The organism is Enterobacter cloacae complex sp. IR5441, from assembly GCF_049238215.1.
Lineage (GTDB): Bacteria > Pseudomonadota > Gammaproteobacteria > Enterobacterales > Enterobacteriaceae > Enterobacter > Enterobacter hormaechei_C.
The window spans coordinates 45,206-59,241 of sequence record NZ_JBMKIA010000017.1 but is presented as its reverse complement, the minus strand read 5'-3'; the positions used below and the strand labels follow the sequence as shown (position 1 = coordinate 59,241).

The following is a 14,036-nucleotide window of genomic DNA, read 5'->3' as shown; positions in this document are numbered from 1 at the left end:
CCTTATTTAAACTGTTTGAGGAAACGCAGATCGTTTTCGAAGAACGCACGTAAATCGGTTACGCCGTAGCGCAGCATGGTCAGACGCTCCATACCCATACCGAACGCAAAGCCGGAATACACTTCCGGATCGATACCCACGTTGCGCAGCACGTTTGGATGCACCATGCCGCAGCCCAGCACTTCCAGCCATTTGCCGTTTTTACCCATCACGTCAACTTCCGCAGACGGTTCGGTGAACGGGAAGTAGGACGGGCGGAAGCGAACCTGCAAATCTTCCTCAAAGAAGTTGTTCAGGAAATCGTGCAGCGTGCCTTTCAGGTTGGTAAAGCTGATGTTTTTATCAACAATCAGACCTTCCATCTGGTGGAACATTGGGGTGTGGGTCTGATCGTAGTCGTTACGGTATACGCGACCCGGCGCGATGATGCGGATTGGCGGCTCCTGCTCCTTCATGGTACGGATCTGAACGCCGGAAGTCTGAGTACGCAGCAGACGGGTAGCGTCAAACCAGAAAGTGTCGTGGTCAGCACGTGCCGGATGATGGCCAGGAATGTTCAGGGCATCGAAGTTGTGGTAGTCATCTTCAATTTCCGGGCCAGTCGCCACGGTAAAGCCGAGCTCACCGAAGAAACTTTCAATACGATCGATAGTACGAGTCACCGGATGCAGACCGCCATTTTCAATACGACGACCCGGCAGAGAAACGTCAATCGTTTCTGCCGCCAGACGCGCATTCAGTACTGCGCTTTCCAGCTCGGCTTTACGCGCGTTCAGCGCCTGCTGTACCTGCTCTTTGGCTTCGTTAATCACTGCACCGGCTGCCGGGCGCTCCTCTGCTGGCAGTTCACGCAGGGTAGTCATCTGAAGGGTCAAATGCCCTTTCTTGCCCAGATATTCGACGCGGACATTGTCTAACGCGGCAACATCTGAGGCCTGGTTAATGGCGGCCGTTGCACTGGCAACCAGCTCTGCGAGATGTGACATGGTTTTCCTCATTATGTCGGTGCAGACACCGAATTGTTGGACGTATTCTCTTAACTTCAGGCACAAAAAAAGCCTCCATCGGGAGGCTTATCTGGCGCTGTTTTTCGTTTCATCTTTCACGCGCTAGCCTCCTGAAGTCAGGTGCTAAAGTAAAAGAAGAAGCGGAAAATAGCAGCATTCATGCTTGCGTTACCTTGTAGGGTAAAAACCGTTAAGACCTTATTGAAAAGCCTGCACGGATAAATGTCAATCTTCTGATGGTGTTAAATGAAAAGAGGAGGCAAAGCCCCCTCTCTCAACTGGCTTATGCCAGTGCTGCTTTCGCTTTTTCGACCAGAGCGGTGAACGCTACTTTGTCGAATACTGCGATGTCAGCCAGGATCTTACGGTCGATTTCAACAGAGGCTTTTTTCAGGCCGTTGATGAATTTGCTGTAAGAAATACCGTTCTGACGTGCTGCTGCGTTGATACGCGCAATCCACAGTTGACGGAACTGACGCTTACGCTGACGACGGTCACGGTAAGCGTACTGACCTGCTTTGATAACAGCCTGGAAGGCAACGCGGTATACGCGTGAACGCGCACCGTAGTAGCCTTTAGCTTGTTTCAAAATTTTCTTGTGACGTGCACGTGCAATTACACCACGTTTTACGCGAGCCATGTGTGCTCTCCTGTATCTATTCTAAGTTAAAAAAGTTAAACGTTAACGACTTATGCGTACGGCAGGCACGCGATGACCAGGCCCAGATCGCCTTTAGAAACCATGGCTTTTGGACGCAGGTGACGTTTACGCTTGGTAGCTTTCTTAGTCAGAATGTGACGCAGGTTAGCGTGCTTGTGCTTAAAACCACCTTTACCGGTTTTTTTGAAGCGCTTAGCAGCACCGCGTACGGTCTTAATTTTTGGCATTTTAATAACTTCCACTTCGCATTGTTAAATAAACGAAACATAGGCGAACAAAACCTATGGGGCCCGAAGGCTCCACAGATTTTGCTGCTTGAAGGCCTTACTGTTTCTTCTTAGGAGCGAGCACCATGATCATCTGGCGGCCTTCGATCTTCGTAGGGAAGGATTCGACTACTGCCAGTTCACTCAGATCGTCACGGACGCGGTTAAGCACTTCCATACCAATCTGTTGGTGGGCCATCTCACGACCGCGGAAACGCAGCGTGATCTTGGCCTTATCGCCATCTTCCAGAAAGCGAATCAGGCTGCGGAGTTTTACCTGATAATCGCCATCGTCGGTACCAGGACGGAATTTAATTTCCTTAACCTGGATAACTTTTTGCTTCTTCTTCTGTTCCTTAGAAGACTTACTCTTTTCATAAAGGAACTTGCCGTAGTCCATGATACGACAAACTGGCGGTTCGGCGTTAGGGCTGATTTCAACTAAATCTACTCCAGCTTCTTCAGCCTTTTCGATCGCTTCTCTCAGACTCACAATCCCCAGCTGCTCGCCTTCCAGACCTGTTAAGCGAACTTCCTGGGCGCGAATCTCGCCATTGATACGATTCGGACGTGCCGTTTGAACTCGTTTTCCGCCTTTAATACCTTATTCCTCCAGTTGTTGAAGACTGCGGCTGCGAATCTCTTGTTGCAGCTTCTCAATCACTTCACTTACGTCCAGGCTCCCCAGGTCTTTACCACGGCGGGTGCGAACGGCAACTTTGCCTGCTTCCACCTCTTTATCACCACAGACCAACATATACGGGACACGACGTAAAGTGTGCTCGCGGATTTTAAAGCCAATCTTCTCATTTCTCAAGTCTGCTTTTACGCGAATGCCCGCATTTTGTAGTTTCTGCGTCAATTCTTTAACGTAATCCGCCTGAGAATCGGTAATGTTCATCACCACTACCTGCACTGGCGCAAGCCAGGTTGGGAAGAAGCCCGCGAACTCTTCGGTCAGGATGCCGATGAAGCGCTCCAGTGAACCGAGAATCGCACGGTGAATCATAACCGGCACCTGACGCTCGTTGTCTTCGCCAACATAAGAGGCGCTTAAACGCTGCGGCAGGGAGAAGTCCAGCTGTACCGTTCCGCACTGCCATGCGCGATCGAGGCAGTCATACAGGGTAAATTCAATTTTCGGACCGTAGAATGCGCCCTCGCCCAGCTGGTATTCGAACGGAATACCGTTCTCTTCCAGCGCTACGGCAAGATCCGCCTCTGCGCGATCCCATGTCTCATCGCTGCCGATACGTTTTTCCGGACGCGTTGAGAGTTTGACCACGATCTTCTCGAAGCCAAAGGTGCTGTACATATCGTAGACCATACGAATACAGGCGTTAACTTCTTCACGGACCTGATCTTCAGTACAGAAGATATGCGCATCATCCTGAGTAAAGCCACGAACACGCATCAGACCGTGCAGCGCACCTGATGGCTCGTTACGGTGGCAGCTACCGAACTCCGCCATACGCAGCGGCAGATCGCGGTAGGATTTCAGACCCTGGTTGAAGATCTGAACGTGGCCCGGGCAGTTCATTGGCTTGATGCAGTATTCACGGTTCTCAGACGAAGTGGTGAACATCGCATCTTTGTAGTTGTCCCAGTGGCCGGTTTTTTCCCACAGCACACGGTCCATCATGAACGGGCCTTTCACTTCCTGGTACTGGTACTCTTTCAGCTTGGAGCGCACGAACGTTTCCAGTTCACGGAAGATAGTCCAGCCGTCGTTATGCCAGAACACCATCCCCGGCGCTTCTTCCTGCATATGATACAGGTCAAGCTGCTTACCGATTTTACGGTGGTCACGCTTAGCCGCCTCTTCCAGGCGTTGCAGGTACGCGTTCAGGGCCTTCTTATCGGCCCACGCGGTACCATAAATACGCTGCAACATTTTGTTGTTGCTGTCGCCACGCCAGTAAGCGCCTGCGATTTTCATCAGTTTGAAGTGATGACAGAAGCGCATGTTCGGCACGTGCGGTCCACGGCACATGTCGACGTATTCCTGGTGATGGTACAAGCCAGGCTTGTCATCATGAGCGATGTTTTCATCAAGAATCGAGACTTTGTAGCTCTCGCCGCGCTTCACGAAGGTTTCACGCGCTTCGTGCCAGCTGACTTTCTTCTTAATGACGTCATAGTTGGTTTCGGCGAGCTCGTGCATTCGTTTCTCGAGCGCGTCGATATCTTCCTGAGTCAGGGTGTGGTCAAGGTCAACGTCGTAGTAGAAACCGTTGTCGATAACCGGGCCGATCGCCATTTTGGTGTTTGGCCACAGCTGCTTAATAGCATGGCCTAACAGGTGCGCACAGGAGTGACGAATGATCTCCAGACCTTCTTCGTCTTTCGCGGTGATGATCGCAAGCGTTGCATCGCTTTCAATCAGATCGGACGCGTCTACCAGCTCACCGTTTACGCGACCTGCGATGGTTGCTTTTGCAAGTCCAGGGCCGATATCCAGGGCAACATCCATTGGGCTAACAGCATGGTCGAAATGGCGTTGGCTGCCATCAGGAAGAGTAATTACAGGCATTTTATATCCTTATTTGCAGTGATGCCCCACACATAAGAGCATATACAAAGAAAATAATCGTGATTAAACAGTAGATTACGAAACCATCTGACCAACAATCGTCAAATTGGTTCGTCATCATGCACCTGCCGATTCAGATAAATGCGAATTTACGGCAAGCAGGGTAATGGTAACACTATTGAAAGGGCGAATGCACCTTCTGCGACCGTTTGAACCGTTCATCCTTTTGTCTGCGTTCATGAACTTTTGCTGACGGAGGCTCGCAATCCGAAAGTGCTGAGCTATTCTTGACTTGGTCCTTAAACATCGAAGGGGTATCACATGAATGTATCCAGCAGAACCGTTGTGATATTGAATCTACTTTCCGCTGCTTGCCTGGTATTGATTCTGGCTGACAGATTCCATTGGTTTTAAGCCGAACCGGTGTTCCGGCATAACCTGTTGTCCAGGGTTGAGCGCTTTCTGGCGCAGATTTTGGTAGACTAAGGGTATCAACTGACAAGGATTAGGTTATGCCAACAAAAAGATTTGCCGTGAAGCACTGGAAAATGGTCGTGGTGTTAATTGCTATTTGCGGCGCGATGTTGCTGCTGCGCTGGGCCGCAATGATCTGGGGCTAATATTTTGTCAGCGAAAACGTGCCGTGAATTTACTGAATAAATCTTAACTATCTTTACGATAATTTATGGTCCAAAACCGGTACGTCATAATCCGGTTTTCGACAGGCTGTGACAGCGTATATATTCCGTCACACGTGGCAGTTGAAATATCAGGACCACTCACCCGCCACCAGCTTGTGTACATCAAATGCATCATTCATTGACTGGCCGGTAGACTGAGAGCCAGGGGCAATGTTGGAGCCTGCTTCTACATCCGAGGCTTTAGCGATCCCGATTGGGCTGTTAACGTCACTGGCAGGTTGCGTCATATTATCAGCAGCAAATACGCCAAATGAAAGTGCGGAAAGCACCATCGCTGCTGTAGCGGTTTTGATTTTTTTCATAATTTTATTCTCATACTTATTTAATGCGATATGCCTGAGGCGAGTTTTTCGCCTGTGCCGTAAGTGTAGATCTGGATCACATTCTTGCCTAGTCAAATTATTTATCAATTCGTGTCAAATAAACTGAATAAGCCCTGGCCGGCTAATTATGGAGAAATTATGAAGATGAAACCAGACCCATTATTTTAAAACGCCGTTTAATATAAATAAGCACAGTTTCAGAAAATAAAAAACGGGCCGAGAATAATCCCGGCCCGACGATATTACATTTTATAACCTAAAGAAATCGTGGTTCGGCGATCGGTATGTTCCGGCGCAGAATCAGGTGGGGATGAGTTCCAGGTTACGTTGTACGCCACCTTGAGTCCAAAGTGTTCGTTGATGGCCACATTCAACGCACTTTCTGAGTTCAGCGTTGTATCTTCAGCACCAAACACCGACACACCTTGGGTGAATTTTGCGTTGTCCGTCATCTGCCATGCATAGGTGCCCGATGCATAACCCAGCGGCTGGGTTTCATCTTCGCCGTTGGTGTACTCGTCGTAACGGACACCCGGACCGAATTCAAAACGCAGGCTGTGCACCGGCCCATTGAGGAACTGACGACCATAACCCGCAGTCACGACATCACGCTGGCGATAGCCGTTGTAGCGGTCAGTCAGCCAACTCGCCTGCCCGAACAGGTAGTCATAATCGGTCATGTTGTATCGGCTACGTCCGCCTACCGCGTATTTCTCCGATGAGCGTTGATCGTTAGCAGAGGTGTTGCTGGCATTTCCCCACAGCGACCAGGCCGTGGTGTTGCCGTACCAGGTCAGGGTGCTGTCTGCGGTCAGGGAGGAGCTTTTCGTATTACCGGATTGCGCCAGATACCCGGCATTCACGTTACCTTCAAAGGGTTTTTTGGCAGTGGAGGGATCGTCCATGACAGTAAAAACGGTATCATCGGCGGTTGCATTCAGTGACGCAAATACGCCACCCGCCAGCATCAGTGCTGCGGGTACTGTCTTCAAAAGCTTCATTTTATTTAAGGAGTCCGTACAACATAAAAAGAGACCGTCACGGTCTCGGAAACTTTCTTGCGGATCAATGACAAGGCGACCATAGAAAGGTAACAAATTATAAAAAGCCGCAAATAACATAGCAATATTTTCTTCTTTCATTTTTTGAATAAGAACGATCCCAAAACGTGTTTTATTTTATATGCCCGGCGCAGGTTATTTGTCAGCATTCATATTTAAAATCATACTGTTATTTACGTTGCCTTCCTGCCAAACGGTGCCAGGCTTAAAAGAACCCATGATAAAAGGAGGTCATGATGGCTTCGATTTATACGCTGACACTCTCCCCTTCCCTCGACTCCGCGACCATGACGCCGCAAATCTACCCGGAAGGTAAGCTGCGCTGTAGCGCGCCGGTGTTTGAGCCGGGCGGCGGCGGCATCAACGTGGCGCGCGCTATTACCCATCTCGGCGGAAAAGCCACCGCCATCTTCCCCGCTGGCGGCGCCACGGGAGAACATCTGGTTGCGTTGCTGGCAGATGAACAGGTGGCCGTAGACACCGTCGATGCTAAAGACTGGACCCGGCAGAACCTGCATGTCCATGTTGAATCCAGCGGCGAGCAATATCGTTTTGTGATGCCGGGGGCGAAATTAAGCGATGATGAGTTTCGTCAACTGGAAGAGAAAGTGCTGACCATTGAAAGCGGCTCATTACTGGTGATCAGCGGTAGCCTGCCGCCGGGCGTCAAAACAGAAAAACTGACGGCGCTGGTTCAGGCGGCGCTCCAGCGCGGCATCCGCTGCATTGTCGATAGCTCGGGCGAAGCCCTGAAGGCGGCGTTAGAACCCGGACAACTTGAACTCGTTAAACCTAACCAGAAAGAGCTCAGTGCCCTGGTTAATCGAGAACTCAGCCAGCCTGATGACGTTCGTACTGCCGCAGAAGAGCTGGTACGTACGGGCAAAGCGCATCGCGTTGTGGTCTCTCTCGGTCCTCAGGGTGCGCTGGCCGTCGACAAGACGGGCTTTGTACAGGTTGTGCCACCGCCGATGAAAAGCCAGAGCACCGTGGGTGCCGGTGACAGTATGGTTGGCGCGATGGTGCTGAAGCTGGCGCAGGGCGCTTCGCTTCTGGAGATGGCACGCTATGGCGTTGCGGCAGGGAGTGCAGCCACCATAAACCAGGGAACGCGTCTGTGTTCGCTTGCGGATACCCAGAAAATTGTCGATTACCTGGCGAGAAGCTGAACCTGCTTCCCCTTCCCATGGAGGGGGAAGTCGCTAAACAGGGCATATCGACTATGCTAAGAAAACTTTCAGGATAACAACGAGGTGAATTATGAGCAGTGGTGATATCACCCGCTACGTCGTAACCGTGAATATTCATGAGGCGTCGCTGACCGAACTGAATGAACTCAACAACGCGTTCACGCGCGCCAATTTTCTGCTCACGCTGACGGACGATGAGGGCAATATTCACGATCTCGGCTCAATGGCATTTGGCCTGATAAGCCCGCTGAGTCAGGAAGAGGTAAAGGCGCTGGCCAGTAGCCTGGTGGAAAGCGTGACTGACAAAGCCACGGAAATTGATGTGGATAGCTGGGAAAACTGGCATAAAAAAGAACAATAAGTGCCCTGTACAAAATTAAACCGCTCAGTTGTGCGTTAGTTCCTGTTTTTTTATAGCCGTTTTGCGCTAACTTTATGATCTGGCAGACAACATGGGAGAGACATCATGTGGCAGGCTATCAGTCATCTTTTAAGTGAGCAGCTGGGTGAAGGTGAAATTGAACTGCGTAACGAACTGCCAGGCGGAGAGATCCATGCCGCATGGCATTTACGTTACGCCGGGCGCGATCTTTTCGTTAAATGTGATGAGCGTGAATTGCTCCCCATTTTTACTGCCGAAGCCGATCAGCTTGAGCTGTTATCGCGCAGTAAAACAGTCACCGTTCCGCAGGTTTTAGCCGTCGGTAGCGATCGTGACTATAGCTTTCTGGTGATGAACTATCTTCCCGCGCGCCCTCTGGATGCGCACAACGCCTTTATTCTTGGGCAACAGATCGCCCGTTTGCACCAGTGGAGCGATCAACCTCAGTTCGGGCTCGATTTTGATAACGACCTCTCCACTACCCCACAGCCAAACGCATGGCAGCGCCGCTGGTCGACCTTTTTCGCCGAGCAGCGCATCGGTTGGCAGCTGGAGCTGGCCGCTGAAAAGGGATTAGCGTTCGGCAACATCGACGCGATTGTTGAACACATTCAGCAGCGTCTGGCTTCGCATCAGCCTCAGGCTTCCCTTCTGCACGGAGATTTATGGTCAAACAACTGTGCACTTGGGCCTGATGGTCCCTATATATTTGACCCGGCCTGCTACTGGGGCGACAGAGAATGTGACCTCGCAATGCTGCCGTTGCACCCTGAACAGCCGCCGCAAATTTATGATGGCTATCAGTCTGTCTCGCCGTTACCTGCGGGTTTCCTTGATCGTCAGCCGGTTTATCAGCTGTACACCTTGATAAACCGGGCTATTTTGTTTGGCGGGAGTCATCTGGTCAATGCCCAGCGGGCGCTGGACCGCATTCTGGCGGCATAGCGGGAGGGGGCGGCTTCACGCCCCTTCCCTTAGGATTTACAGGAAGCCAAGCAGCGTAAAGAAGAAATACCCGGCCACAATGATAATGACCGGCAGGATGTAGAGCGGGAAAAACTGCACAAAAATGGTATGACGCGGAACGACAATGCGCGATTCGATCTGCTCGCGGCTCATCCCGTCAGGGCCTTTCGCCTTCTCAAGGATCAGCTGGTCTTCCACCCCTTCGCGCAAAAAGCGGGTCTGGCGACTCATGCGCGCGCCGGAGGCCTGCAACGCCATCGCGATAAATATCAACGCATAGATTATCCAGAAACCGACATTCAGCTGGTGGTGAAAATCCGGCGTGGGCGAGTTGAACCAGAAGACGTTCAGGAACGGGGTGTTAAACCGCATCATCTCAATCATGACGTGCGCAAAATCAAGCATGACGGCATTGATGCCCGGCTGTTTTTCGCTGTGATCGTACATAAATTTGAGTACGGAGATCAGCGTTGAAATCAGGGCGGGAATAAAAATAACCCAACCAGCAATACGTTTTAAGACCGCGATGCGTCCAGCTTGTTGATACGTCATTAGTTCCTCTTCATAAAGACGCGTTATTTGTGCCTAAGTCTACCTGCTGTCGGTCATTTTCGCCCGCTCTTTGAATGCAATATGCTAAATTGCTTGTGCTTAGCACCGTTTGTCTTACCCCCAAGATAAGGAGATGTTGTAATGTCGACCCCGCGCCAGATACTTGCCGCTATTTTTGACATGGATGGATTGCTGATTGATTCCGAACCCCTGTGGGATCGGGCTGAACTGGACGTGATGGCCAGCCTCGGCGTCGATATCAGTCGTCGTAACGAGCTTCCCGATACCCTGGGGCTGCGCATCGATATGGTGGTTGACCTCTGGTATGCCCACCAGCCATGGGTTGGCCCGGATCGCGACGAAGTAACGGCGCGCATTATCAACCGCGCTATCTCCCTCGTAGAAGAGTATAAGCCGCTGTTGCCGGGCGTACGCGACGCTATCGCCCTGTGCAAGGCGCAAGGGCTGAAAGTGGGGCTGGCCTCCGCCTCACCGCTGCATATGCTGGAAAAAGTGCTGACGATGTTCGGGCTGCGCGACAGCTTCGACGCGCTGGCCTCGGCCGAAAAGCTTCCTTACAGCAAGCCACATCCGCAGGTATATATGGACTGCGCCGCGAAACTGGGGCTGGATCCACTTACCTGTGTGGCGCTGGAAGATTCGGTTAACGGCATGGTGGCGTCCAAAGCCGCACGTATGCGCTCCATCGTTGTGCCGGCTGAAGAAGGCCGACACGATCCCCGTTTTGCCCTCGCGGACGTCAGGCTGACGTCTCTTGAAGAATTGACTGCCCGCCATCTGCGCGGGGAGTAACGCTCTTTCAGGCAGCTTCGGCTGCCTGTCTCGCCAAATCAAAACAACGTTTTACTTTATTTGCTTTTCTCATTCCAGACTCCTATTCTTACGTGCAGAATGACAATAACCTGACTTCTGAGGCGCGTATGATACTGGATGCTTTTACTCTGGCAGGAAAAGTGGCGATGGTGACCGGGTGCGATACCGGTCTGGGGCAAGGTATGGCCATTGCCCTCGCCCAGGCAGGATGCGATATCGTGGGGGTTAACCGCAAGGTTCCTGACGAAACGGCAGCGCGCGTTACGGCGCTGGGACGACGCTTTATCGCGATTCGCGCCGATCTTGGCAAGCAGGAGAGTATTCAGAGCGTGGTGGATACCGCAGTCGCTGAGATGGGCCGCATCGATATTCTGGTTAACAATGCCGGCACCATCCGCCGTGCCGATGCGCTGGAATTTAGCGAGAAGGACTGGGACGAGGTCATCGATCTCAATCTGAAATCGGTCTTTTTCCTCTCTCAGGCAGTGGCGAAACAGTTTATCGCGCAGGGTCAGGGCGGCAAGATTATTAACATTGCCTCCATGCTCTCCTTCCAGGGCGGCATCCGGGTGCCCTCCTATACGGCGTCCAAAAGCGGCGTGCTGGGCCTCACCCGCCTGCTGGCGAACGAATGGGCAACGCTGGGCATTAATGTGAATGCTATAGCGCCGGGTTACATGGCGACCAATAACACCCGGCAGCTTCGCGATGATGAGCAGCGCAGCCAGGCGATCCTCGACCGTATTCCGGCGGGCCGCTGGGGTCTGCCGGAGGATCTACAGGGTCCGGTGGTGTTCCTGGCCTCATCGGCCTCTGATTACGTTAACGGCCATACCCTCGCCGTAGACGGTGGCTGGCTGGCGCGCTAACCGTGCGTTTGTGACAAAGAGTTACACCGTCACCTCTTTCACACACTGTATAAAAACCCTATACTGTATGAATCGACAGTTTACCGGGTTTTATCATGACGGCGGAAGGCCACCTGCTTTTTTCACTTGCCTGTGCAGTGTTTGCCAAAAACGCTGAACTGACCCCTGTGCTGGCACAGGGGGACTGGTGGCATATTGTCCCTTCCGCCGTGCTGACCTGCCTCCTGCCGGACATAGATCATCCAAAGTCATTCCTTGGCCAGCGGCTGAAGTGGATTTCAAAACCCATCGCCAGAGCCTTTGGTCATCGCGGGTTTACCCACAGCCTGCTGGCCGTATTTGGCCTGCTTACACTCTTCTATTTGAAGGTTCCGGAGAGCTGGATCGTCCCGGCGGATGCCATTCAGGGCATGGTGCTCGGCTACTTAAGCCATATCCTCGCCGATATGCTGACGCCAGCAGGTGTACCGCTGCTCTGGCCCTGCCGCTGGCGTTTCCGTCTGCCAATCCTCGTGCCGCAAAAAGGCAACCAGCTGGAGCGCGTTCTGTGTATGGCGCTGTTTGCGTATGCCGTGTGGATGCCGCAGACATTGCCCGAAAATGGTGCAGTGCGCTGGTCATCGCAAATGATCAACTCGCTACAATTTCAGTTCAATCGTTTTATTAATCACCAGATTGAACATTAAACCGACAATATAATCACTTTTGTCATAAACCATTCCATATGGATATAAGCGCGACATCACACTTCTGATAACCTTGCGCCAACAGGTTCGGTAAAAACCGACCGTATAATAAATCAGGAGAACGGGGATGAATTTTCCACTCATCGCGAACATTGTTGTGTTCGTCGTATTGCTATTGCTTCTCGCCCAGGCTCGCCACAAACAGTGGAGCCTGGCGAAAAAGGTACTGGTCGGTCTGGTCATGGGCGTGGTGTTTGGCCTGGCCTTACACGCCATTTACGGCTCCGATAGCCCGGTACTGAAAGATTCTATTCAGTGGTTCAACATTGTCGGTAACGGCTATGTACAGCTGCTGCAAATGATCGTTATGCCGCTGGTATTCGCCTCTATTCTGAGCGCCGTAGCCCGCCTGCATAATGCCTCTCAACTGGGTAAAATCAGTTTCCTGACCATTGGTACCCTGCTCTTCACCACGCTGATTGCGGCGCTGGTGGGTGTGCTGGTAACCAATCTGTTTGGCCTGACTGCTGAAGGTCTGGTGCAGGGTAGCGCTGAAACCGCGCGTCTGACGGCGATTGAGACCAACTACGTGGGTAAAGTGGCCGATCTGACCGTTCCGCAGATGGTGCTCTCCTTCATTCCGAAGAACCCGTTCGCTGACCTGACCGGTGCAAGCCCAACCTCCATTATCAGCGTGGTGATCTTCGCGGCATTCCTGGGCGTGGCTGCGCTCAAGCTGCTGAAGGACGATGCGCCGAAAGGCGAGCGCGTTCTGACAGCCATCGATACCCTGCAAAGCTGGGTGATGAAGCTGGTGCGTCTGGTCATGCAGCTGACGCCGTACGGTGTCCTGGCGCTGATGACCAAAGTCGTGGCAGGCTCTAACCTGCAAGACATCATCAAGCTTGGCAGCTTTGTGATCGCCTCTTATCTGGGGCTGGGCATTATGTTTGTGGTGCACGGTATCCTGCTGGGCGTGAACGGCGTTAGCCCGCTGAAATATTTCCGCAAAGTCTGGCCGGTGCTGACCTTCGCCTTCACCAGCCGTTCCAGCGCGGCATCTATCCCGCTGAACGTGGAAGCACAGACCCGTCGTCTGGGCGTACCGGAGTCTATCGCCAGCTTCTCGGCCTCCTTTGGCGCCACCATCGGGCAGAACGGTTGTGCGGGTCTCTACCCGGCGATGCTGGCCGTGATGGTTGCCCCAACCGTGGGGATTAACCCGCTGGATCCGGTCTGGATTGCGACGCTGGTGGGTATCGTGACCATTAGCTCCGCCGGTGTTGCGGGCGTGGGCGGCGGCGCGACCTTCGCTGCGCTGATCGTTCTGCCTGCGCTGGGACTGCCGGTGACGCTGGTTGCCCTGCTGATCTCTGTTGAACCGCTGATCGATATGGGGCGTACCGCCCTGAACGTGAGTGGCTCAATGACCGCCGGTACCCTGACCAGCCAGTGGCTGAAGCAGACCGACAAAACGATTCTCGACAGTGAAGAAGATGCGGAACTGGCCCATCGTTAATCACGGCTGAAATAAAAAAACCGCCTGCGGGCGGTTTTTTTATGGCTGTTATTCTTCAACCTCTTCATCCTGGCGGGTCTGCACAGCCCATCGCTGCGCCGATTCCGGCACCGTAAACGCAGGGGAGCGACGGAAGTGCTCGCCAATCAGCACGAAGGCAACGTATTTACCCCGTAACATCCAGACATCGCGAAAACCATCCACTTTCAGGGCATGGTCAGGCGGCGCGGGTTCAACGCGGGGCACATAGCTAATAACCTGGCGGTTTTGTTGACGAAGAGGTTTCATAAGCGACGGGTTCACTAAAGCAAATTCTTAAAGCAGGAAATTTCTATCATAGCCGATTCTCCCCCCACCCGTCGCGCCTGACGTGAGGCAGATGGCTCCTTTCGCTAATCACTTATCTTAAAACGCTTAGTTCGCCTGCTAATTCATCACATTGTTCTATCCTTAATAGGGTTTTCAGGAACGAACAAAGGAGAATCG

General features: G+C 52.4%; 19 protein-coding genes and 1 other annotated feature. Of the genes, 9 read left to right on the top strand and 10 right to left on the bottom strand.

All coding sequences use genetic code 11. From position 1 onward, the window contains the following. Positions 1–2: 2 nt before the first annotated feature. The 6 genes from pheS to thrS all read right to left on the bottom strand — a co-directional run bounded on the left by pheS (position 3) and on the right by thrS (position 4,467). Positions 3–986, bottom strand: coding sequence for a phenylalanine--tRNA ligase subunit alpha (gene pheS / locus ACOTX5_RS17525; RefSeq protein ID WP_003857809.1), 984 nt, complete (start codon positions 984–986; stop codon positions 3–5). Positions 987–1,048: 62 nt separating this feature from the next. Then, positions 1,049–1,173: a sequence feature (Phe leader region), on the bottom strand. Next, positions 1,124–1,168 carry a pheST operon leader peptide PheM gene (gene pheM, locus ACOTX5_RS17520; RefSeq protein WP_001386830.1) on the bottom strand — a complete coding sequence of 15 codons (45 nt, stop codon included), beginning with the start codon at positions 1,166–1,168 and terminating at the stop codon, positions 1,124–1,126. Its footprint overlaps the feature before it by 45 nt. A 117-nt stretch (positions 1,174–1,290) precedes the next feature. Then, positions 1,291–1,647 (bottom strand): 50S ribosomal protein L20, encoded by a 357-nt coding sequence (gene rplT, locus ACOTX5_RS17515; RefSeq protein ID WP_000124850.1) that lies wholly within the window; start codon positions 1,645–1,647, stop codon positions 1,291–1,293. Between the two features lie 50 nt (positions 1,648–1,697). Continuing rightward, on the bottom strand, positions 1,698–1,895 hold the full coding sequence (gene rpmI, locus ACOTX5_RS17510) for a 50S ribosomal protein L35 (protein ID WP_001124225.1): 198 nt from the start codon (positions 1,893–1,895) through the stop codon (positions 1,698–1,700). 97 nt (positions 1,896–1,992) lie between these two features. Beyond that, complete coding sequence (infC, locus tag ACOTX5_RS17505; protein ID WP_023616141.1) at positions 1,993–2,535, bottom strand: translation initiation factor IF-3; 543 nt, start codon at positions 2,533–2,535, stop codon at positions 1,993–1,995. A 3-nt stretch (positions 2,536–2,538) separates the two neighbouring features. Next, entirely contained in the window at positions 2,539–4,467 is a 1,929-nt protein-coding gene (gene thrS, locus ACOTX5_RS17500) for a threonine--tRNA ligase (protein WP_003857814.1), read from the bottom strand. A gap of 321 nt (positions 4,468–4,788) precedes the next feature. Here thrS and yncL point away from each other — a divergent pair, with 321 nt between their 5' ends. Beyond that, positions 4,789–4,881 (top strand): stress response membrane protein YncL, encoded by a 93-nt coding sequence (gene yncL, locus ACOTX5_RS17495; RefSeq protein WP_071842885.1) that lies wholly within the window; start codon positions 4,789–4,791, stop codon positions 4,879–4,881. A gap of 98 nt (positions 4,882–4,979) precedes the next feature. Further along, positions 4,980–5,087, top strand: a complete 108-nt coding sequence (yniD, locus tag ACOTX5_RS17490) for a small membrane protein YniD (protein ID WP_003857815.1) — start codon at positions 4,980–4,982, stop codon at positions 5,085–5,087. 149 nt (positions 5,088–5,236) lie between these two features. Here yniD and ACOTX5_RS17485 read toward each other — a convergent pair whose 3' ends face one another. After that, positions 5,237–5,470: a hypothetical protein gene (locus ACOTX5_RS17485; protein WP_015570736.1), complete on the bottom strand. Its 234-nt coding sequence runs from the start codon at positions 5,468–5,470 to the stop codon at positions 5,237–5,239. Positions 5,471–5,733: 263 nt separating this feature from the next. After that, positions 5,734–6,492 (bottom strand): DUF481 domain-containing protein, encoded by a 759-nt coding sequence (locus ACOTX5_RS17480; RefSeq protein ID WP_026080717.1) that lies wholly within the window; start codon positions 6,490–6,492, stop codon positions 5,734–5,736. A 296-nt stretch (positions 6,493–6,788) separates the two neighbouring features. On the opposite strand from ACOTX5_RS17480, the gene pfkB reads away from it, so the two are divergent. The 3 genes from pfkB to ACOTX5_RS17465 all read left to right on the top strand — a co-directional run bounded on the left by pfkB (position 6,789) and on the right by ACOTX5_RS17465 (position 9,069). Then, positions 6,789–7,721, top strand: coding sequence for a 6-phosphofructokinase II (pfkB, locus tag ACOTX5_RS17475; RefSeq protein ID WP_017693589.1), 933 nt, complete (start codon positions 6,789–6,791; stop codon positions 7,719–7,721). A 91-nt stretch (positions 7,722–7,812) separates the two neighbouring features. Beyond that, positions 7,813–8,103, top strand: coding sequence for a type V toxin-antitoxin system endoribonuclease antitoxin GhoS (gene ghoS, locus ACOTX5_RS17470; RefSeq protein WP_045911638.1), 291 nt, complete (start codon positions 7,813–7,815; stop codon positions 8,101–8,103). A 105-nt stretch (positions 8,104–8,208) separates the two neighbouring features. Continuing rightward, positions 8,209–9,069, top strand: a complete 861-nt coding sequence (locus tag ACOTX5_RS17465; protein ID WP_015570740.1) for a fructosamine kinase family protein — start codon at positions 8,209–8,211, stop codon at positions 9,067–9,069. Between the two features lie 36 nt (positions 9,070–9,105). Here the strand turns inward: ACOTX5_RS17465 and ACOTX5_RS17460 are convergent, their stop codons facing one another. Further along, the gene (locus tag ACOTX5_RS17460; RefSeq protein ID WP_015570741.1) at positions 9,106–9,642 is read right to left on the bottom strand and encodes a YniB family protein; all 537 of its coding nucleotides are present in this window, start codon (positions 9,640–9,642) and stop codon (positions 9,106–9,108) included. Positions 9,643–9,783: 141 nt separating this feature from the next. On the opposite strand from ACOTX5_RS17460, the gene hxpB reads away from it, so the two are divergent. The 4 genes from hxpB to tcyP all read left to right on the top strand — a co-directional run bounded on the left by hxpB (position 9,784) and on the right by tcyP (position 13,550). Continuing rightward, positions 9,784–10,455 (top strand): hexitol phosphatase HxpB, encoded by a 672-nt coding sequence (gene hxpB, locus ACOTX5_RS17455; RefSeq protein WP_003857825.1) that lies wholly within the window; start codon positions 9,784–9,786, stop codon positions 10,453–10,455. Positions 10,456–10,583: 128 nt separating this feature from the next. After that, a complete protein-coding gene (gene kduD, locus ACOTX5_RS17450; RefSeq protein ID WP_017384658.1) occupies positions 10,584–11,345 on the top strand; it encodes a 2-dehydro-3-deoxy-D-gluconate 5-dehydrogenase KduD in 762 nt (253 codons plus the stop codon). 95 nt (positions 11,346–11,440) lie between these two features. Then, complete coding sequence (locus ACOTX5_RS17445) at positions 11,441–12,031, top strand: metal-dependent hydrolase (protein WP_015570742.1); 591 nt, start codon at positions 11,441–11,443, stop codon at positions 12,029–12,031. 127 nt (positions 12,032–12,158) lie between these two features. Then, positions 12,159–13,550 carry a cystine/sulfocysteine:cation symporter gene (gene tcyP, locus ACOTX5_RS17440; protein ID WP_015570743.1) on the top strand — a complete coding sequence of 464 codons (1,392 nt, stop codon included), beginning with the start codon at positions 12,159–12,161 and terminating at the stop codon, positions 13,548–13,550. A 48-nt stretch (positions 13,551–13,598) separates the two neighbouring features. Here tcyP and cedA read toward each other — a convergent pair whose 3' ends face one another. Beyond that, positions 13,599–13,853 carry a cell division activator CedA gene (cedA, locus tag ACOTX5_RS17435; protein ID WP_071524159.1) on the bottom strand — a complete coding sequence of 85 codons (255 nt, stop codon included), beginning with the start codon at positions 13,851–13,853 and terminating at the stop codon, positions 13,599–13,601. Positions 13,854–14,036: the final 183 nt, after the last annotated feature.

Coding starts and splice junctions, on each gene's coding strand:
- pheS (WP_003857809.1), bottom strand. CDS start 986: ATGTCACATCTCGCAGAGCTGGTTGCCAGTGCAACGGCCGCCATTAAC.
- rplT (WP_000124850.1), bottom strand. CDS start 1,647: ATGGCTCGCGTAAAACGTGGTGTAATTGCACGTGCACGTCACAAGAAA.
- rpmI (WP_001124225.1), bottom strand. CDS start 1,895: ATGCCAAAAATTAAGACCGTACGCGGTGCTGCTAAGCGCTTCAAAAAA.
- thrS (WP_003857814.1), bottom strand. CDS start 4,467: ATGCCTGTAATTACTCTTCCTGATGGCAGCCAACGCCATTTCGACCAT.
- yncL (WP_071842885.1), top strand. CDS start 4,789: ATGAATGTATCCAGCAGAACCGTTGTGATATTGAATCTACTTTCCGCT.
- yniD (WP_003857815.1), top strand. CDS start 4,980: ATGCCAACAAAAAGATTTGCCGTGAAGCACTGGAAAATGGTCGTGGTG.
- ACOTX5_RS17485 (WP_015570736.1), bottom strand. CDS start 5,470: ATGAAAAAAATCAAAACCGCTACAGCAGCGATGGTGCTTTCCGCACTT.
- ACOTX5_RS17480 (WP_026080717.1), bottom strand. CDS start 6,492: ATGAAGCTTTTGAAGACAGTACCCGCAGCACTGATGCTGGCGGGTGGC.
- pfkB (WP_017693589.1), top strand. CDS start 6,789: ATGGCTTCGATTTATACGCTGACACTCTCCCCTTCCCTCGACTCCGCG.
- ghoS (WP_045911638.1), top strand. CDS start 7,813: ATGAGCAGTGGTGATATCACCCGCTACGTCGTAACCGTGAATATTCAT.
- ACOTX5_RS17465 (WP_015570740.1), top strand. CDS start 8,209: ATGTGGCAGGCTATCAGTCATCTTTTAAGTGAGCAGCTGGGTGAAGGT.
- ACOTX5_RS17460 (WP_015570741.1), bottom strand. CDS start 9,642: ATGACGTATCAACAAGCTGGACGCATCGCGGTCTTAAAACGTATTGCT.
- hxpB (WP_003857825.1), top strand. CDS start 9,784: ATGTCGACCCCGCGCCAGATACTTGCCGCTATTTTTGACATGGATGGA.
- kduD (WP_017384658.1), top strand. CDS start 10,584: ATGATACTGGATGCTTTTACTCTGGCAGGAAAAGTGGCGATGGTGACC.
- ACOTX5_RS17445 (WP_015570742.1), top strand. CDS start 11,441: ATGACGGCGGAAGGCCACCTGCTTTTTTCACTTGCCTGTGCAGTGTTT.
- tcyP (WP_015570743.1), top strand. CDS start 12,159: ATGAATTTTCCACTCATCGCGAACATTGTTGTGTTCGTCGTATTGCTA.